The following is a 17,575-nucleotide window of genomic DNA, read 5'->3' as shown; positions in this document are numbered from 1 at the left end:
CAGTTGATGAGCATCTGGGGGGATGCAACATGAGCGAAGATCACGCCTGGAAGGGCGCCCTCTAAATCGGTGGAGGGTTTCGTCACGCCCAGAGGTGGCCGTCGAGCCTGGCGGCCGCCTCGTCCAGCGTTCCGGCGTAGGCGCCCGTGGACAGGTACTTCCACCCCGCGTCCGCCACCACGAACACGATGTCGGCGGTCTTCCCCGCCACCTCCGCCTTCTGCGCCACGGCCAGCGCGGCGTGCAGGATCGCGCCCGTCGAGATGCCGGCGAAGATGCCCTCGGTCTCCAGCAGCTGCCGGGTGCGGCGCAACGCGTCGTAGGAGCCGACCGAGTACCGCCCGGTCAGCACCGACTCGTCGTACAGCTCCGGCACGAAGCCCTCGTCCAGGTTCCGCAGGCCGTAGACCAGCTCGCCGTACCGGGGTTCGGCGGCGATGATCTGCACGTCCGGCTTGGCCTCGCGCAGGAACCGCCCGACGCCGACCAGCGTGCCCGTCGTACCCAGACCGGCGACGAAGTGCGTGATCGAGGGCAGGTCGGCGAGGATCTCCGGGCCGGTGCCGCGGAAGTGCGCCTCCGCGTTCGCCGGGTTCCCGTACTGGTAGAGCATGACCCAGTCCGGGTTCTGCTTGGCGAGCTCCTTCGCGGCGGCGACGGCCTGGTTCGACCCGCCGGCCGCGGGCGAGAACACGATGCGCGCGCCATAGGCCTGCAGCAGCTGCCTACGCTCGGTCGAGGTGTTCTCCGGCATCACGCACACCAGGCCGTAGCCCTTGAGCTTCGCGGCCATGGCGAGCGAGATGCCGGTGTTGCCGGACGTCGGCTCCAGGATCGTCGCGCCGGGACGCAGCACGCCGTCCCGCTCCGCCGCCTCGATCATGGCCAGCGCCGGCCGGTCCTTGATCGAGCCGGTCGGGTTGCGGTCCTCGAGCTTCGCCCAGATGCGCACGTTCTCGGACGGCGACAGGCGCGGCAGGCCCACCAGCGGTGTCCCGCCGAGCGCGTCCAGGAGCGAGTCGTAGCGGGCCATCGGAAGATCAGCCGCCCGCGACGGCGGGGAGGATGGTGACGTTGTCGCCGTCCTTCACCGGAGCGGTGAGGCCACCGGCGAAGCGCACGTCCTCGTCGTTGACGTAGACGTTGACGAAGCGGTGCAGCGCACCCTCCTTGACCAGGCGGGCCTTGAGGCCGCCGTGGTTGTTCTCCAGGTCGTCGATGATCTCGGCGAGCGTCGTGCCGGTGGCGGACACCGACTTCTCGCCCCCGGTGTGGGTGCGCAGGATGGTCGGGATCGACACGGTGACGGCCATGATGGTTTCTACCTCCGGGAACGGATACAACTCAGGATTCGATGATCTTGACCGGTTCCTCGGTCACGACACCGTCGACGATGCGGTACGACCGCAGCTCGTGCTCGATCGGGTCACGCGTGGAGACCAGCACGTAGTGCGCCTGGGGCTCATTCGCGAACTTGATGTCAGTGCGGGACGGATAGGCCTCGGTCGCCGTGTGCGAGTGGTAGATGACCACCGCCTCTTCGTCGTTGGCCTGCATCTCGCGATACACCTTGAGCTGCTCGGCAGCGTCGAACCTGTAGAACGTGGGCGAGCGCTCCGCGTTCTCCATCTCGATGATGCGCTCAGGCCGATCAGAGCCTTCGGGCCCTGCGATCTGCCCGCAGGCCTCGTCGGGATGGTCGCGGCGGGCGTGGGCCACCATCGCGTCCACCAGGTCACGGCGAATCACCAGCACGTGCTCAATCCTACGGGCTGAAGAAAGTTGTCTCGGTATGCGAGATAACCACGTCACCCAGCTTGTTTTAGCACTGGCTTATATTAGTGGTGGCTACTACAGTGGCCGTCGTGCACGCGTTCGACGTACTCGGAGACCCGGTCCGCAGGCGGATCCTGGAGCTGCTCGCCGCTGGTGAGCGGGCTGCGGGGGACGTCGGCGTTGTGGTCCAGGCCGAGTTCGGGATCACCCAGTCCGCCGTGTCGCAGCACCTGAAGGTGTTGCGCTCGAACGGGTTCGTCGAGGTCAGGCCCGAGGGCACGCGACGGGTCTACGCCGTGGCGCCCGACCCGTTGCGGGAGATCGACGCGTGGCTCGACCACTTCCGGAAGTTCTGGGAACCGCACCTCGACGCGCTCGCGACCGAACTGGCACGCGGCAGGCGCGAGCGGAGGCTGCAAGAGGAGGCAGACCGTGACCGACCGCAGTTATGAGGACGAGAAGCTCGTCATCCGGCGGCACTACAAGGCTGAGCGCGAGGACGTCTGGGACGCGATCACCTCACCGGAACGCCTGGTGCGCTGGTTCCTGCCGATCTCGGGCGACCTGCGGGCCGGCGGCCGCTACCAGCTGGAGGGCAACGCGGGCGGCGAGATCGTCCGCTGCGACCGGCCCGCCGAGATCGGCCTGACCTGGGAGATCGGTGAGATGGCCACCGACGTGCTCGTCCGCCTCGAAGCGGACGGCGACTCGACGATCCTCACGCTGACGCACTCCCCCATGCCCGGCGAGTTCGTCCCCGGCACCGGCGCCGGGTGGGAGCTCGGTCTGGTGGCGCTGGAGAAGTACCTCGCCGGCGAACTGCCGGAGGGCCGCGCGGTCGACTGGATCGCGGCATCGGCACCGGAAGACCTCGCGGAGGCCCACAAGCTGGCCGAGCAGATCGCCGCGGAATGGGTGCGGGTGCTGGGATGAGGGTCACCGAGGCGTTCATCGACGCCTGCTGAGCACCACCACGAGGTAGAGGGCCAGCAACGCCACCCCGCACCGGCGCTGTGCGCGGTCGAGCCCTCGCCACGCGGCCAGCTCGGCCCACGTCGCGAACGGCGTGATGGCGACGCCCAGTTTCATCAGCACCCGCCCGGCCCCCGGCGGCACCAGGAACGCCACGACGAACAGCGCGGCGGGCGCGACCACCACCAGCTCCCTGCCGGGGACCGGAGGCCGCGCCACGCCACCGGGCACCAGCTCGGACACGACACCTGCCGCCTGATCGATCACATCGGCCATACGTCGTGGCTACCCGCTCAGAGGTCGCGGAAAGCCTTGACCTCGCCCAGCGTGGTCGCCTCGCGCACACCCGACACCACGGCCTCGGCGAACATCTCCGCGGCCGCGGCACAAAGAGCGTCCAAGGCGAACGGACGCGGCTCGGCCAGCGGCACGGCACCGGTGGCCAGCGCGAACACCGTGTCACCGTCGAACATCGAGTGAGCAGGCCGCACGGCGCGTGCCAGGCCGTCCTGCGCGGCCATCGCCAGGCGCTGACACTCCGCTTTGGACAGTGCCGCGTCCACCGCGACCACGCCGATCGTGGTGTTGAGGCCTTCCGGCTTGCGTTCGGGCAGGTCGACGGACGACGTCCCCAGCGAGGGCAGCCACGGCAGACCCGTTGCGCGGTCCACAACTTCGCCCGCGGCGTTCACCACGGCCAGCGCACCGACGTTGTACTCGCCGACCCGCGTCGAAGCGGTTCCGACGCCGCCCTTCAGCGAGCCGACGCGCGCGCCGGCACCCGCGCCGACGCAACCGAGAGCGAACTCCTCGGACGCGGCATCGCAAGCCACGTAACCGAACGACGCGTCCGGCCGGTTGCCCCACTCCGACATCGGCAGGTCGAAGATCACCGCACCCGGCACGATCGGCACGACGTGGTGCGGCTGAGCGCCCACCCGGAAGCCGATCGAGCGTTCCGAGAGCCACCGCATGACGCCGTCCGCGGTCGCGAGCCCGTACGCGGAGCCACCTGAAAGGCAGATGGCGTGCACCTGCTGGACCAGGTTCGCCGGATCCAGCAGGTCCGTCTCGCGAGTTCCTGGCGCACCACCACGTCCGTCGACAGCGCCGACGGCTCCGGAAGGAACCAGCACAACGGTCGTGCCGGTCGCCCAGCCGGGTTCGACGCGGTGATGATGGCCGACCAGAACGCCGGGAATCACGGCATCATCGCCTCGACGAGGGTGTCCTGCACCCACGTCAGCCAGTGGTAGACACCGAGGTGCGGCGATCTGGGGTCCTCCGGCGGCAGCTCGTCCGGCATGTCCTCGGAGACGTCCAGCGCTGTGCCCAGCGCCAGGCGCACGTCGTTCAACGACGCGAGCCACGCTTCGGCCTCACCGATAGACAGCCGGATCTCGCCACCGTCCGGCGAGCACGTCTGCAGCACGACCTCGGCCGCGCCGGTCTTGTGGTCCAGAAGCTCCGGTTCGTGCAGCGAGCGCAACGCCGCCGCCGAGTTGACCTCGTCCGGGTCCGGCACGTCGTCGTCCAGGCGGTGGAAGTCGGGCAGCAGCCTGCCCAGGATGGGATCGTCGGGAGCCTCCGACGAGCCTGTCCTGATGCCCGTCAGCTCCGCGAGCTCGTCCTGTGGCGCTTCTTCGGCGCGGGCCAGCAGCATGTCCTGGATCTGGCTGACCAGACCGCGCACGACCGCGGCCTCCTGCCGATCCAGCCTGCCGATGACGACGTCACCGTCGCGGATCCACCGTTTCACGAGGCCCGCTGCATGGTCGCCCAGAGCCCTGCCGCGTGGAGCTTCGCCACGTCGGCCTCCACCTTGTCCTTGGTGCCCGATGTCACGATCGCCTTGCCCTTGTGGTGCACGTCGAGCATCAGCTTGGTCGCCTTGTCCCTGCTGAAGCCGAACAACTTCTGGAAGACGTACGTCACGTAGGACATGAGGTTTACCGGGTCGTTCCAGACCACGGTCTGCCAGGGTCGGTCCTCGGCGGCGATCTCCTCGCCGACGGCCTCTGGCTGCGTCCGTTCCTGTTCGACGGGCGTGGTCATACCGCCAATGGTGTCATGTTCGCCGCAGTGGTGAAGACCGCATGCGGCTAAACCGCTTGCGACCTTAGGGTTGGCGACCATGAACTCGACGGCGTTGCTGACCGACCACTACGAGCTCACCATGCTCGCGGCCGCGCTGCGTGACGGGACCGGTGACCGTCCGTGCGTGTTCGAGGTCTTCGCCCGCAGGCTCCCGGACGGACGCCGCTACGGCGTCGTCGCGGGGGTGAACAGGCTGCTCGATGCGATCGAGAACTTCCGCTTCGGCGAGGAGGAGATCGACCAGCTGCGCCGCAACGCCGTGGTCGACGACTCGACGTTGGAATGGCTCGCGAACTACCGGTTCTCCGGTGAGGTCGAGGGGTATCCCGAGGGCGAGCTCTACTTCCCCGGTTCGCCGGTGCTGACGGTCAGGGCCTCGTTCGCCGAGGGCGTGGTGCTGGAAACGCTCGCGCTCTCGATCCTCAACCACGACAGCGCGATCGCGTCCGCCGCCGCCCGCATGGTGACCGCGGCGAACGGCCGCCGCATGATCGAGATGGGTTCGCGCCGCACGCACGAGGAAGCCGCCGTGGCGTGCGCCCGCGCGGCCTACCTGGCCGGTTTCACCGCGACCTCCAACCTCGAAGCCGGTCGCCGCCACGGCATTCCGACGGCCGGCACGTGCGCGCACGCGTTCACGTTGCTGCACGACTCCGAGGAAGAGGCGTTCCGCAGCCAGATCGAGGCACTGGGCGCCGGCACGACGTTGCTGGTCGACACCTACGACATCACCGAGGGCATCAAGACGGCCGTCGCGGTGGCGGGGCCCGATCTCGGCGCGATCCGGATCGACTCCGGCGACCTGGGCGTGCTGGCCAGGCAGGCTCGCGACCAGCTGGACTCGTTGGGGGCACGCAACACCAGGATCGTCGTGTCCGGCGACCTCGACGAGTACTCGATCGCCGCCCTGCGCGCCGAGCCCGTTGACGCGTACGGCGTCGGCACGTCCGTCGTGACCGGGTCCGGCGCCCCCACCGCGGGCATGGTCTACAAGCTGGTCGAGGTCGACGGCAAGCACGTCGAGAAGCGCAGCACGTCCAAGCAGTCGCGCGGCGGCTGGAAGAAGGCGTTGCGACGCCACAAGGACACCGGCACGGCGCTGGAGGAGGTCGTGTTCCAGGCGTCGTCGACACCCGAGCTCGGCCGGTACGACAAGCTCGTGCAGATCCCGCTGATGCGCGCTGGACAGATCGCCGACGGGGTACCCACGCTGGAGCAGAGCCGTGAACGTCTGCGCGCGGCTTTGGTGAGCGTGCCGTGGGAAGGCCTGAAGCTCTCGCGCGGTGAGCCCGCGATCCCGACGCTCTACCTGGAGGAGTCCCGATGACCAAGGCGTTGATCGTCGTCGACGTGCAGAACGACTTCTGCGAGGGCGGTTCCCTCGCGGTGGCGGGCGGTGCGGCCGTCGCGGCGGCCATCTCCCAGCACATCGCCTCGTCGTCCTACGACCACGTCGTCGCGACCCGGGACTACCACGTGGATCCCGGCTCCCACTTCTCCGAGACGCCGGACTTCATCGACACGTGGCCGGTGCACTGCGTGGCAGGGACACCCGGTGCGTCGTTCCACGCGGAGCTGGACGTCGCGCGCGTGGAGCAGGTCTTCTCGAAGGGCCGGTTCGCCGCCGCGTACTCGGGTTTCGAGGCGGAGAACGACCTCGCGGGATGGCTGACGGACAAGGGCGTGACCGATGTGGACGTCGTCGGCATCGCGACCGACCACTGCGTCCGAGCCACTGCCCTTGACGCACAACGGAACGGCTTCCGCACAACGGTGCTCGCCGACCTGACGGCCGCCGTTGCTCCGACGACCCGCGACGCGGCTCTGGACGAGTTGCGCGCCGCGGGTGTCGGTGTCGCTTAAGGCGTTGGCGTGCAGGCCGCCGTTCCGACGGTGATGCTGCCCGTGTAGCCGGACGACGGCTCGAACGTGATCTTCAGCAGGGTCATGCTGAGGCTGCCGTCGTTCGGCACCGGGAACACCGTGTCGGTGAACTTGGCCTTGGCGAGCACGGTTCCGTTGCTCGCCTTGACGTCGTGCACGTAACCGGACGGGATCTGCTGCGGCAGCCCGGTCCAGCCGGACATGCCCTTGAGCTCCCAGCCCGCCTGCGTGCCCTTCTCGTCGGCGTCGCAGTTGATCTTCCACTCGCCGATCTTGAGCCGCGGGCCCTTCGCGGCGACGAGCGCGGACAGCTCGAACGCCTTGCCCGTGGCCACCGACCTGGTCCTGGTGATGAACTCGTCCGGGTTCACGACCTCGGTCGTGCACGTGGACGACGTCGCACCGATCTTGAGCCCGCCCTTGCTCACGGCAGGGCTGGATCCGGTGACGGTACCGGCCTGGTCCGGGTTCACGTCGCACACCGCGAGCGGCTCGACCTTGAAGGTCTGATCCGCCTTGGCGAAGTCCGCGGAACCCGACGACGCCGTGCCGGGCGGGTTGCCGGCGAACGCGGAGGCCGCGGTCGCCACAGCCAGCGCGACCACGGCCCCGACGATCACACTCTTCTGCACTTCAGTCCTCTCGGGCTGTACTCACGGGGCGGGGGCGCAGGACGCGGACCCGATGCGGATGTCACCGCTGTAGCCGGACGCGGGCTCGAAGGTGATCTTCATCAGGTTCATCGTGATGCTGCCGTCGTTGGGGACCGGGAAGACGCCCTCGGTGAACAGCGCCTTCGCGAGCACGACGTTGTTCCTGCCCTTGATCTCGTGCACGTAGCCGTGCGGGATCTGCTGCGGCAGGCCGGTCCAGCCGGACATGCCACCGAGCGACCACCCGGCGTTCGTGCCGTTCTGCTTCGCGTCGCAGGTGATCTTCCAGCCGGCGATCTTCAGCCGCGGCCCGCCCTCGGCGACGAGCACGCTCAGCTCGAAGTTCGTGCCCTTCGCCTCGGACCTGGTCTCGGTGATCCAGTCCTCCTGGTTCATCACCGTCGTCGTGCACGAGGCGGTGGAGGCCCCGAACTTGATCCCCGTCTTGCTGACCGCGGGAGCGGTGCCGGTGACGGTGCCCGCCACGTCCGGGTTCACGTCGCAGGAGGCCAGCGGCGAGACGACCACCGCGGGCTGCCCGGTCCTCGTGAAGTCCGCGCGGCCCACGAGCGCCGTCCCCGGTACCGAGGCGGACGCCGGTGCGGCGGCGACGAGCAGAATCACCATCGCCATCACCGTCCCGGGCAACACTCCGCTGCGTCTCATTCGCCCTCTCCCCTTTGGCTCGATTCCTCCGCCCGATAATCGTGGTGATGAGGGGGCGCTGGTAACGGCTCGGCACCCCATGTCACCCGTTCGTGAATTCGCAATTACACGACCCGGTGACAGGCGAGCTGTTGGTCACGAAAGAAAGTGCGGGTTCACCAGACACCCGCCAGCGTGGCGAACGGCTCCCGGCGCGGCAGAGCAGTCGGCAGGCCGGCCAGCCTCTCCAACGCGGAGCACACCCGCACCGCGGCACGCCCGTCGCCGAACGGGTTGCGCCCCAAGGGAAGCCGCAACCGGGAGCCGAGCACCCACCCCGCCTCCGCGAGGATGCGGGTGGTATCCGTGCCGACGAGCCAGGCGCACCCGGCGTCGACGGCGAGCATGCGTTCGGTGGTTTCCCGCAGCACCAGCACCGGCACGCCGAACGTGGGCGCCTCCTCCTGGATGCCACCGGAGTCCGTCAGCACCAAGGCCGCACGCCGCAGCACACGCACCAGGTCCGGGTAGTCCAGCGGGTCGGTGATGACGACGCGCTCGTGCCCGCCCAGCAGCGACACGACCTGTTCGCGCACACCGGGGTTCGGGTGCGCGGGGATCAGCACGTGCAGGTCGGGATGGCGGTCGGCGATCGAGCGCACGGCGTTCAGCACGCGCATCAGCGGCCGGCCCCACGACTCGCGGCGGTGCACGGTGACGAGCATGAGCCGGCCGCCGGTGGCGTCCAGCGTGCGCTCCAGGGCAACCAGATCGGGGCTGGACGCGGCGAGGTCGGCGGACGCGACGCGCTGCACGGCGTCCACGACGGTGTTGCCGGTGACGACGATGTGGCTGTCCGGCAGGGATTCGGTGTTCAGCACGTTGGCGGCGTCGTCCGTCGGCGCGAGGTGCAGCGAGGTGATGCGGGAGATCATCTGCCGGTTCCCCTCCTCGGGGAACGGGCCGTACAGGTCACCGGTCCGCAGACCGGCTTCCAGGTGTGCCACGGGGATTCCTCGCCAGAAGGAGGCGAGCGCCGCGGCCAGGGCCGTGGTGGTGTCGCCCTGCACGAGGGTGACCGCGGGGTCGCGTTCCTCCAGCACGGCGTCGAACTCGGGCAACAACCGGGAGACCAGCTCGGCCTGCGTTCCGGTGTGGCGGGGCGCGTCCAGCCGCACGTCGGGCACCAGGTCGAACGCGCGGAACGCCTGCTCGACCATGCCGGAGTGCTGTCCGCTGTGGACGATCGTGGGACGGAGGCCGGGGTGCCCCCTCAACGCGATGGCGACCGGGGCGATCTTCACCGCTTCAGGCCGCGTGCCGGCCACCAGCAGAACTTCTTTGCTCACCTGAAACCTCCGAGGAAGCCTCGCCGTTGAGGGCGAGGAGGAATCGAACCCCTGCGGAGCAGGATGGGCTCCAGAGACCGCAGTAACAGGTCCTGGTACGGTCGCCAACGGCACGCGACCCGTGCCACCCCGGCCACACATCGGCTGGAACCACACGCACCACGGGTACCGGTGGTCGACCGGGAACCTGCCCCACTCGGGGTGAATGCCTGCGGAGGCGACGTAAGACGACCAGGCACTGCCTGGCGCGGTTGCCGATGAAACAGGAACCCTGCGCCGTGAGGCGTGCCTCGCCAGGGGTGTCCGGCCGCAAGGACGGACAGGAATCTCGTCCCTTCAGGGGCGGGAGTAGTCAACGTTGTCCTCTCTCGGAAGACAGACTGGGAGGTCCGCCTGGGACCGGGGGCAACCCCAGGCGGACCGTGTCAGCCAGCTCGGTTCGGTCTGGTCTCGACCGGGACCACGCGGCGCCTCTTTCGCGTGCTGTGCATGAGGAACGCACCAGCGAGCAAGAGCAGGACTCCCGCGACGATCCACCACGTCACGTCCGCGCCGGTGACCGCGAGGGCACCCACGCCCGTGCCGACACCGATGCCGGTACCGGGGACCTTGTACATCTGCCGCTCCTGGATTCAGGCCACGTTCAGCGATGCGCGACGGCGCAGCGCCACGAAGGCGACCGGAGCGGCGGCGACACCGAGCAGGCCGAGGCCGATCCACAGGCCCGCACCCGACGCCATCGGGATGGGCAGGCCGGCGGGACCGCACGTGGCGGACGAGATGATCACGTCGCCGGTGCCTATGGAGCCGAGCACGCCCTGCAGCAGCTTGATGTGAATCGCGTTCACGGTGAGGCTGCCGTCGTTGTTCTTGATCTGCTCGTTGAAGATCACTTCAGCGATCTTGACGCCGGCCAGCTGGACGTCCAGCTTGGTGTTGGCCGCGGGATCGGCGTTCACCTGGCCGAGCTTGCCGAGGTTCACGCCCGCGAGCTTGGACTTGCCCGCCAGGCCCTTCTGGGTCGCCTGGCACTCCGCCTCCACCAGTTCGGCGGAGATCTTCCCGGTGACCTTGGAGAGCAGGTCGACCCGGACGTCCGCGGTGCTCGCCCGCGAGTACACGCCGCCGGACTTCTCGTCCCGCGACGCGGAGGCGTTGATGACACCGGTCTTCAGAATCCCGGTGAGGTCGACGCCGGCGAACGTGTTCTGCGTCGGCCCGTTCGCGTTGGCGGCGGCGAACGGCTCCGCGTTGACCGCGGGGTTGCCGAGCAGCGTCACGTTGAGCCTCGCGCCGTAGGCCGAGGCGTCCCCCGGAGCGGCCGAAGCAGGTGCGGCACCGACCAGGAGTGCGGCAATCGCGATGACTCCAGCCAGCCCCGTCATTCGGACACGCATGAAACTCCTTCCCTTTGATTCCTCCGGCCCCAGGGCACGTTGGAACCAATCTGGTTCACGCTTTCCGGGGGCAATTACGGGCATCGGCTTTCTTTCGAGGGAACTGAGGGTTACTCCCCGTATCGGGCGACACGACCACCCAACTCGCCCAATGCAGGCCACTCATCGTGGGTTTTTTGATCAATTTCCGGTTACGGCGTCACCCGATCCGGGGGTGAGGGTTGACGTTCCGTCTACCGATGGAACGTCAGGTAGCCCGTCTGGGCGCTCCCTCAATCGGTGGAAAGGATCCTCGGGTGACGCTTGCCGTGCGCCGCACCGCATTCCCGAACCGGGTGACGGTGGTCGTCCTGCTCGCCACTGCCGCGGGACTCGTGTTCGCACACCGCCTGTACCGGACGGCGGAGATCTCGCTGTCCGGCGCGATCCTCGGCGTCATCAGCTCCTACGGCGTGGACGTGATCCCCGAACGGCAGACCGTCTACTTCGGGCTGGGCTCGGACACGCCGCTGGGCCTGCGGATGACGCCGGAGTGCACCTCGGCGTTCCTGGTGCTGCCGCTGATCGTGGTGGGCGCGGTGATGATCGCCCTGCGCCCGCGCATCCGGTCGCGCGTGCTGATCGCGTTGGGCATCGCGGCATTGGCCGTCGTGATCGTGAACCAGTTCCGCGTGCTCACGCTCGTGGGCCTGGTGCAGTGGCTGGGCGTCGACACCGGCTACTACTGGGGCCACACGCTGCTCGGCTCGATGGTGAGCGTCTTCGGTGGCGCGGCCGCACTCGTCGCGTTCGTCTGGCTGGCCACGCGCAAGTGAGCCTCGACCTCGTTCTCGGGTTCACGCAGGCGCTCGCTCTGACGATGAGCGTCGCCTTCGTGACGTACGTGTTCGTGATCGTGGTGCCGTACCTGCGGCGCAAACCCGCGCCCGTCGGCGTGCCGAACTCGTTGGAATGGCACTTCTTCGTGCCGTGCCGCGACGAAGAGGCCGTCATCGGCGACACGATCCGGTACCTGCGGGGCACGTTTCCCATCGCGCACGTGTGGGTCATCGACGACGACTCCGACGACCGCACCGCCGGGGTGGTGCGGACGTTGAAGCGCAACGGCGGCGAGAGGGACAAGCACATCCATCTCGTGGAACGCCAACGTCCGTACGCCCGCACCGGCAAGGGCAACGCGTTGAACGACGCGTACAGAACCTTGAAGCTGTGGATGGGCCGGCACGCGGACGCCGACCGCGCGATCATCGTCGTGGTGGACGCGGACGGCCGTCCTGCTCCCAACTGCCTGGAAGTCTGTGCGGCGTACCATCTCTTCGGCAATCCGCGCATCGGTGCCGTGCAGGTGGACGTGCGAATGATCAACGCGGGTCAGCGGCAGCCGGGAGTTTCCCGTTGGCGCAGGGCGTTCGGTGCCGGGCTCGTGCGGATGCAGGACCTGGAGTTCCGCACGGCCATCGCGGCGATCCAGCTGTCGCGCGGCGCCACCGGCACGATCTCCATGGGAGGCAACGGGCAGTTCACCCGTCTGTCCGCTTTGGACTCGATCGCCGGGCCGACGGGAAGCCCGTGGCGCGGCTCGTTGCTGGAGGACTTCGAGCTCGGCGTGCACCTGCTGACCGCGGGCTGGCACACCGGGTTCACCCTCGACACCCACGTGAACCAGGAGGCGCTGTACTCGTTGCGACGCTTCCTCGCGCAACGCACGCGGTGGGGCCAGGGAACCATGCAGTGCATGCGTTATCTGCGGCGCATCTGGCACTCGGAGCACCTGACCACGCTGGGCGCCGCGGAGATGATGTACTACCTCGCGCAACCGTGGATGCAGTTGCTCGGCACGCTGATCTACCCGATCCCGATGGCGATGATGGCGTACCGGTTCGCGGTGTCGCCTTCCGAAGTCGTGGCGTGGTTCTTCGACGGCGCTTGGATCCTGTTCACCGTGTACGGCGCGTTCGGGCTGTTGCCGTTCGTCCTCTGGGGACCGGTGTATCGCGCCCGTTGTGCGCCCGTCGGGTTCTGGAAGTCCGTTGCGTACGGGTTCGGCTACGCGCTGTACATCTACACCTTCTACATCACGTCGTGGCGCGCGCTGATCCGCTTGGTGCGCGGCAACAACGGCTGGACCAAGACGCGGCGCAACGAGGAGAGGGTGGCGGGCAAGGTCGCCCTGGATGTGTGACCCGTCACTTTGTGGAGATCCAACAAAGACGTTCTCGAGTTTCCCTGGTTAACCTCGGTTCACCCGATCCGCCAGGGAGGTTCGCCGTGTCCGTTCTCGCTGTCGCACCGCGTCGCGTCGTGCTCGCCGATCTCGTGCCGGGTGCGATCGTCCGCGACCTCGCGCTGGTTCTCGCCGGCGCCGCGTTCACCGGCCTGGTGGCCCAGGTCGCGATCCCCATCCCCGGCAGCCCGTGCCGCTGACCGGCCAGACGTTCGCCGCTCTGCTCGTGGGCGCGCACTGGGCTGGCAGCGCGGCGCGACCTCGATGCTCCTGTACTTGATCGCGGGCGTCGCGGGTGTGCCGTGGTTCCAGGGCGGGTCGTCCGGTGCCCCGGTGTCGCTGGGTTACGTGGTCGGCTTCGTGTTCGCGGGCGCACTGGTCGGTGCTCTGGCCAAGCACGGTGGCGACCGCACGCCGTTGCGCACGGTCGGCACCATGGTGCTGGGCAATCTGGTGATCTACAGCGTCGGTGTGCCGTGGCTGATGGCCGCGACCGGCATGGGTCTCGGCAAGGCGCTGTCCGTTGGTGTGCTGCCGTTCCTGCTGGGTGACGCAGTGAAGATCGCCCTGGCGGCGGGCGTGCTGCCCACCGCCTGGGCTCTCGTCAGGCGCCGTTAGTCACTCACGGCCCGGTGTACTCGAAGATGTACAGGCCGTAGTCGCGGTCGCTTGCCGCGACGTACTCCTTGCCCTTGTGCGAGAACACCTGGACGCCCCAGAAGTTGTTCCCGCCCTCGTCGATGAAGTGGCCGACCTCGACGAGCTTCTCGTTCACGATCTTCGTGACCCGGAAACCGCCCGAGTAGTACGAGAAGTACGCGAGGTCGTTGCGCGTCGGTGAGGTCGCGACCTCGTGCACCGACAGGTCGCCGTGCCCGGACGCCTTCGCCTGGTCGTGCGCCTCGGGGATGGCATAGGTGTCGAGTTCCGCCATCTTGCCGTCGTTGTTGCGGTACAGGTGCACGTAGCCCCAGCCGTCGAACGACGAGGTGAACGTGACGACGTCACCGACAGCCCCGATGGCCAGTCCTGGGATCAGGCTGCCTGCCAGGGTGTCGCCACCGGCGAGGCACTGGGCCTCGTCATACTCGGCCTCCTTGTCGAAGAAGCTGAAGCCCGTCCTGCGGTCGGCGGAGAACGTGGGCAGCGTGCCCTGCACCGTCATGCCGAACGCACCGCAGGCACCTTCCCGGTTGATGATCACGAGCGCTTCGTAACCACCGGCGGCGGCCACGTTCGCGACCTTCTCGGTGAAGGTGCACCCGCCACGGGTCACGGCGGCGATCTGCTTGGTGCCCACCGCGGGCGCGGCCGGAATCGGCGTGTCGACGTTGCAGCCCCTGCCGACGTACACCGTGGTGCCGGACAGCGTCTGGCCCGCGGGCAGCTGCGGCGTCAGGTCACCCTGGCTCGCCGCGAAGCTGGTGCCGTCGTCGGTGGCAGCGGACAGCACGTACGGGTTGAAGTCCTCGTCCGCGGCGATGACGTACTGGTTGTCGTTGGTGAACTCGGACTGGTGGCCGTTGCCCTCGGGTGCGGCGACGATGCCCGACTCGAGCGCCTCGGGATCGGGGTTGGCGAAGTCGGTGTCGCCCAGGTAGACGGGGTTTCTCGGGTCGGTCACGTCGAGCTTCACGTAGCCGGCGTCCCAGTACGAGATCAGCATGATCTGCCTGCCGTTGATCGGCTTGACGATCATGTCGTGGTGGAAGACTTCCGTCAGGTTCGCCGGCGTGTGCTGCAGGATCTGCGGGAACATCGCGGCGAGGTCGTACTCGGCGATCTTCACCGGTGCGGCGGGGTTGGAGATGTCCATGATGTCGACGTCCGCGTTCTCCTCGTCGTCGACGAGCACGGCGTACGCCTTGTCACCGGCGTCCCCCCGCCCCGGCCAGCAGCTCGCCGAGGCGGTTCAGCACCCAGTCGATGGCGCGTTCCAGCGGGTTCGGGTCGTCGGAGACGTACGCCGGGTCGCTCAGCTCCCGTGTGGCCGCCTCGCGGGCCTCGTCGCGGTCGAGATCTACCGGTACGTCAGAGACCGCCATGTCCTGCGGCCCGCTGGAGTTCGATGTCCATGCCCTCGGAGCGCATCCGGCGGTCGACGTAGACCAGCACGGTCACCGCGGAGGTGAACGGCAACGTGATCGTCGACGCGATGATGGCGCCGATCGTCGACAGGATCAGCGAGCCCACGCTCAGCGCCGCCGTCGGGTCGGCGCTGAAGCCGGTGGTCGCCGCGCCCAGCAGACCGAACGGGAGGCTGATGATCCAGCTGATCACCCAGCTGATCACCGCGGCGAGCACCAGGATGCCGAACGTCCGCCACCACGCGCCGTTGACGAGGGCACGCGAGCGGCCGAACGCGGTGCCGACGCCGCAGCGCTCCAGCACCAGCGCGGGCGTGACGAGCGCGAACATCACCCACAGCCAGATGCCGGGCAGCAGGCAGAAGATCGCGCCGACGGTGATCACGAGACCGGACAGCAGCGTCGCGCCGAGCAGCGGCACCAGGCGCGGCTTGAACTCGTCCCACGCCTGCGCGAACGTGACGGGCTTGCCGAGCACCGCGTGGCCGACGATGACGGTGATGAACCCGGACAGGAACACCGTGCCGATCAGCAGCAGCAGGACGGTGAGCAGCGTGCCGGTGAGGAAGCCGACCGCGGCGTCGGTGAACTGGTTGAGCGCCTGCTCCTGCGTGACCGTGTTCGGGTCGAGCGTCGCGACCGCGGTGAGGTCGTCCAGGAACGGCAGCTGCACCAGCAGCCCGAGGATCTGAGTGATCGCCGCGACCACCGCGGCCGCGCCGATGAGCAGCTTCGGGTACCGGCGCATGGTGGTGATCGCGCCGTCCACGATCTCGCCGACGGCCAGCGGGCGCAACGGGATCACACCGGGCTTGATCGTCGGCTGAGGTCCCGGCGGAGGCGGCGCGTAGTAGCCGGGAGGCGGCTGCGGCGGCTGCTGCGGCTGGTTCGGTTGCTGGTCGGGTGAGGACCAGCCGGGCGTTTCGGTCATCGCGGCTACCCCCGGTCGTGGTGTTGCCGGAATCCTGCCAGACCGGCGCCGTCGTCACAGGGCGACCTGCGCGATGGTTCGGTCACGAATTGGCAGGCGGACTGCGGGCTGCCCGGATCGGCCTACCATTGACGCGGGAGAAGGTGGGACGTGTGAACGAGCTGGAGCTGACCGCCGATCGCCGGGGCGTGTCCACAGTCGTGCAGGTCGCGGGCGAGATCGACATCGCGACAGCACCTCGGTTCGAGAAGTTCCTGCTGGACCAGCTCGAGACCACCCGCACGGTGCTGATGCTCGACCTGATCGACGTGACGTACCTGGGATCGGCCGGCCTGTCGGCGCTGATCACGGTGCGGCTGGAGTGCGAGCGCCGCCAGGTCGACCTGGTCTTCGCCCAGTGCTCGCGGATCGTGCTGCGTGCGTTCGAGGTCAGCGGCACGACCAGCGTCTTCCTCGGTGACGGCGGTACGGCGCACAGCCGGTCGTCCTGAGACGCCTACTCGGCCAGCTCCATCACGAGGATCGCGCCGCTCGGTTCACCGCTGTTGCCGCGCAACGAGCTGCACACCACCCGGACGACGACCTCGCGGCCGCGCCGGTTCACCGCGCTGACCTTGACCTCGTCCATGAACGTCACGTCGCTCAGCGCCGACCGCACGACCGACCTGAGCTCGGCCACCGGCAGCCCGATGTCGAGGTTCAGCAGGTGCTCGCCCTCGGCCTCGTCGCGGCGCACGCCCCACAGCTCCTCCGCGCCCCTGTTCCAGGCCAGCACGGTCATCTGCAGGTCGAGCACGACCACGCCCGCGCGCAACGAGGTGAGGATCGACTCGAGGAACGCGTTGACGTGGTCCAGCTCGGTGGTGCGCTCGCGCAACGCGTCGTTGATGTTCTGGAGCTCGTCGTTGGTGGACTGGAGCTCCTCGTTCATCGTCTCCAGTTCCTCGTTGGTCGACTGGAGCTCCTCGTTGGTGGTCTCCAGCTCCTCGACCGTGGACTGCAGCTCCTCGTTCGTGGTCTCCAGCTCCTCATTGGTGGACTGCAGCTCTTCGTAGGCCGACTCGAGCTGCCGGTTGGCGTACTCCAGGTCGTCCAGCAGCTTCCGCGCGGCCGTCACGTCGTGGAACGCGACGGACACCCCCGGGATCGTGTTGCCGGCGCCGATGAGCGGGTTGACGTGGATCTCGAACCACAGCGAGTCGCCGGGCCCGCGCGTCCACTCGACGTCCTTGATGCGCAACGACCTGCGTTCCTGCCGTGCCTTCTCCACGAACCCGCGCAGCTCGACGGGGCGGTAGGAGATGTCGAGGTCGCGCAGCAGCCTGCCGACGTCCCGCGGCGCCACGCCGAAGGTGTTCTCCGCCTGCTGGTTCGCGAGCGCCACGACGTCGTCCGGGGTCACCACGATCTGGGCGACCGGACTCGCGGAGAACGCGCGTTCCCGCAGTTCGTCCATGGCACCTAGACGAGTAAGTCCTAACTGATCAGTGGTCGTATGCGATCAGGGATCGGGTGACGGGCTGGCCGGTGGCGCGGTTGTGCCAGATCGCGGCAGTCAGT

23 protein-coding genes and 1 pseudogene are annotated in these 17,575 nt (G+C 68.5%); 8 read left to right on the top strand and 16 right to left on the bottom strand.

The window, feature by feature from the left end; genetic code table 11:
* Positions 1–82 precede the first annotated feature (82 nt).
* Genes FXN61_RS24070 through FXN61_RS24060 form a run of 3 tightly spaced genes read right to left on the bottom strand, consistent with a single transcriptional unit; the run spans position 83 to position 1,755 of the window.
* Entirely contained in the window at positions 83–1,033 is a 951-nt protein-coding gene (locus FXN61_RS24070) for a PLP-dependent cysteine synthase family protein (protein ID WP_167976309.1), read from the bottom strand.
* A 7-nt stretch (positions 1,034–1,040) separates the two neighbouring features.
* Positions 1,041–1,313 carry a MoaD family protein gene (locus tag FXN61_RS24065; protein ID WP_167976308.1) on the bottom strand — a complete coding sequence of 91 codons (273 nt, stop codon included), beginning with the start codon at positions 1,311–1,313 and terminating at the stop codon, positions 1,041–1,043.
* A 31-nt stretch (positions 1,314–1,344) separates the two neighbouring features.
* Positions 1,345–1,755 (bottom strand): M67 family metallopeptidase, encoded by a 411-nt coding sequence (locus FXN61_RS24060; RefSeq protein WP_086661214.1) that lies wholly within the window; start codon positions 1,753–1,755, stop codon positions 1,345–1,347.
* Positions 1,756–1,865: 110 nt separating this feature from the next.
* On the opposite strand from FXN61_RS24060, the gene FXN61_RS24055 reads away from it, so the two are divergent.
* Positions 1,866–2,228: an ArsR/SmtB family transcription factor gene (locus tag FXN61_RS24055; protein ID WP_167976307.1), complete on the top strand. Its 363-nt coding sequence runs from the start codon at positions 1,866–1,868 to the stop codon at positions 2,226–2,228.
* Entirely contained in the window at positions 2,209–2,709 is a 501-nt protein-coding gene (locus FXN61_RS24050) for an SRPBCC family protein (RefSeq protein ID WP_167976306.1), read from the top strand. The genes FXN61_RS24055 and FXN61_RS24050 overlap by 20 nt, the downstream gene beginning before the upstream one ends.
* Positions 2,710–2,724: 15 nt before the next feature.
* Here the strand turns inward: FXN61_RS24050 and FXN61_RS24045 are convergent, their stop codons facing one another.
* Genes FXN61_RS24045 through clpS form a run of 4 tightly spaced genes read right to left on the bottom strand, consistent with a single transcriptional unit; the run spans position 2,725 to position 4,803 of the window.
* Entirely contained in the window at positions 2,725–3,024 is a 300-nt protein-coding gene (locus tag FXN61_RS24045; protein WP_167976305.1) for a hypothetical protein, read from the bottom strand.
* Between the two features lie 17 nt (positions 3,025–3,041).
* Positions 3,042–3,953, bottom strand: a complete 912-nt coding sequence (locus FXN61_RS24040) for a P1 family peptidase (protein WP_167976304.1) — start codon at positions 3,951–3,953, stop codon at positions 3,042–3,044.
* Complete coding sequence (locus FXN61_RS24035) at positions 3,950–4,507, bottom strand: DUF2017 domain-containing protein (protein ID WP_312877955.1); 558 nt, start codon at positions 4,505–4,507, stop codon at positions 3,950–3,952. The genes FXN61_RS24040 and FXN61_RS24035 overlap by 4 nt, the downstream gene beginning before the upstream one ends.
* Positions 4,504–4,803 (bottom strand): ATP-dependent Clp protease adapter ClpS, encoded by a 300-nt coding sequence (clpS, locus tag FXN61_RS24030; RefSeq protein ID WP_045310228.1) that lies wholly within the window; start codon positions 4,801–4,803, stop codon positions 4,504–4,506. The genes FXN61_RS24035 and clpS overlap by 4 nt, the downstream gene beginning before the upstream one ends.
* 79 nt (positions 4,804–4,882) lie before the next feature.
* Here clpS and FXN61_RS24025 point away from each other — a divergent pair, with 79 nt between their 5' ends.
* Together FXN61_RS24025 and FXN61_RS24020 are read left to right on the top strand one after the other, a co-directional pair.
* On the top strand, positions 4,883–6,172 hold the full coding sequence (locus FXN61_RS24025; protein ID WP_167976303.1) for a nicotinate phosphoribosyltransferase: 1,290 nt from the start codon (positions 4,883–4,885) through the stop codon (positions 6,170–6,172).
* Complete coding sequence (locus tag FXN61_RS24020) at positions 6,169–6,708, top strand: isochorismatase family protein (RefSeq protein ID WP_167976302.1); 540 nt, start codon at positions 6,169–6,171, stop codon at positions 6,706–6,708. The genes FXN61_RS24025 and FXN61_RS24020 overlap by 4 nt, the downstream gene beginning before the upstream one ends.
* Here FXN61_RS24020 and FXN61_RS24015 read toward each other — a convergent pair.
* The 5 genes from FXN61_RS24015 to FXN61_RS23995 all read right to left on the bottom strand — a co-directional run bounded on the left by FXN61_RS24015 (position 6,705) and on the right by FXN61_RS23995 (position 10,773).
* Positions 6,705–7,361: a hypothetical protein gene (locus tag FXN61_RS24015; protein WP_167976301.1), complete on the bottom strand. Its 657-nt coding sequence runs from the start codon at positions 7,359–7,361 to the stop codon at positions 6,705–6,707. The two genes, FXN61_RS24020 and FXN61_RS24015, sit on opposite strands and share 4 nt — an antisense overlap.
* 21 nt (positions 7,362–7,382) lie before the next feature.
* A complete protein-coding gene (locus FXN61_RS24010) occupies positions 7,383–8,048 on the bottom strand; it encodes a hypothetical protein (RefSeq protein ID WP_167976300.1) in 666 nt (221 codons plus the stop codon).
* 155 nt (positions 8,049–8,203) lie between these two features.
* A complete protein-coding gene (gene wecB, locus FXN61_RS24005; protein WP_312877953.1) occupies positions 8,204–9,376 on the bottom strand; it encodes a non-hydrolyzing UDP-N-acetylglucosamine 2-epimerase in 1,173 nt (390 codons plus the stop codon).
* Between the two features lie 425 nt (positions 9,377–9,801).
* The gene (locus tag FXN61_RS24000; RefSeq protein WP_167976298.1) at positions 9,802–9,993 is read right to left on the bottom strand and encodes an LAXTG motif-containing small protein; all 192 of its coding nucleotides are present in this window, start codon (positions 9,991–9,993) and stop codon (positions 9,802–9,804) included.
* A 15-nt stretch (positions 9,994–10,008) separates the two neighbouring features.
* Positions 10,009–10,773 (bottom strand): choice-of-anchor protein CoaP, encoded by a 765-nt coding sequence (locus FXN61_RS23995; RefSeq protein WP_167976297.1) that lies wholly within the window; start codon positions 10,771–10,773, stop codon positions 10,009–10,011.
* A 296-nt stretch (positions 10,774–11,069) separates the two neighbouring features.
* Here FXN61_RS23995 and xrtP point away from each other — a divergent pair, with 296 nt between their 5' ends.
* The 3 genes and pseudogenes from xrtP (at position 11,070) to FXN61_RS23980 (ending at position 13,615) form a co-directional block, all read left to right on the top strand.
* Positions 11,070–11,588 (top strand): exosortase P, encoded by a 519-nt coding sequence (xrtP, locus tag FXN61_RS23990; protein ID WP_376770716.1) that lies wholly within the window; start codon positions 11,070–11,072, stop codon positions 11,586–11,588.
* The gene (locus tag FXN61_RS23985) at positions 11,585–12,955 is read left to right on the top strand and encodes an XrtP-associated glycosyltransferase (RefSeq protein ID WP_512698751.1); all 1,371 of its coding nucleotides are present in this window, start codon (positions 11,585–11,587) and stop codon (positions 12,953–12,955) included. Before xrtP ends, FXN61_RS23985 begins: the two co-directional genes overlap by 4 nt.
* Before the next feature lie 86 nt (positions 12,956–13,041).
* Positions 13,042–13,615 (top strand): annotated as a pseudogene (locus FXN61_RS23980) (biotin transporter BioY).
* A 4-nt stretch (positions 13,616–13,619) separates the two neighbouring features.
* On the opposite strand, the gene FXN61_RS23975 reads toward FXN61_RS23980, so the two are convergent.
* From FXN61_RS23975 to FXN61_RS23965, 3 genes are read right to left on the bottom strand one after another with little or no spacing between them, the layout of a single operon-like run.
* Positions 13,620–14,852, bottom strand: coding sequence for a PA domain-containing protein (locus tag FXN61_RS23975; protein WP_167976295.1), 1,233 nt, complete (start codon positions 14,850–14,852; stop codon positions 13,620–13,622).
* 13 nt (positions 14,853–14,865) lie between these two features.
* Positions 14,866–15,042, bottom strand: coding sequence for a hypothetical protein (locus tag FXN61_RS23970; RefSeq protein WP_167976291.1), 177 nt, complete (start codon positions 15,040–15,042; stop codon positions 14,866–14,868).
* Positions 15,029–16,015: a DUF7847 domain-containing protein gene (locus FXN61_RS23965; RefSeq protein ID WP_167976294.1), complete on the bottom strand. Its 987-nt coding sequence runs from the start codon at positions 16,013–16,015 to the stop codon at positions 15,029–15,031. The genes FXN61_RS23970 and FXN61_RS23965 overlap by 14 nt, the downstream gene beginning before the upstream one ends.
* Before the next feature lie 152 nt (positions 16,016–16,167).
* On the opposite strand from FXN61_RS23965, the gene FXN61_RS23960 reads away from it, so the two are divergent.
* Complete coding sequence (locus tag FXN61_RS23960) at positions 16,168–16,506, top strand: STAS domain-containing protein (RefSeq protein WP_167976293.1); 339 nt, start codon at positions 16,168–16,170, stop codon at positions 16,504–16,506.
* Between the two features lie 5 nt (positions 16,507–16,511).
* On the opposite strand, the gene FXN61_RS23955 is transcribed toward FXN61_RS23960, so the two are convergent.
* Complete coding sequence (locus tag FXN61_RS23955; RefSeq protein ID WP_167976292.1) at positions 16,512–17,471, bottom strand: PAS domain S-box protein; 960 nt, start codon at positions 17,469–17,471, stop codon at positions 16,512–16,514.
* Between the last annotated feature and the right edge of the window lie 104 nt (positions 17,472–17,575).

It is taken from the genome of Lentzea indica (assembly GCF_012184385.1).
Lineage (GTDB): Bacteria > Actinomycetota > Actinomycetes > Mycobacteriales > Pseudonocardiaceae > Lentzea > Lentzea indica.
Note: the sequence above shows the minus strand (reverse complement) of the source record. Positions and strands in the feature narration are given on the sequence as shown.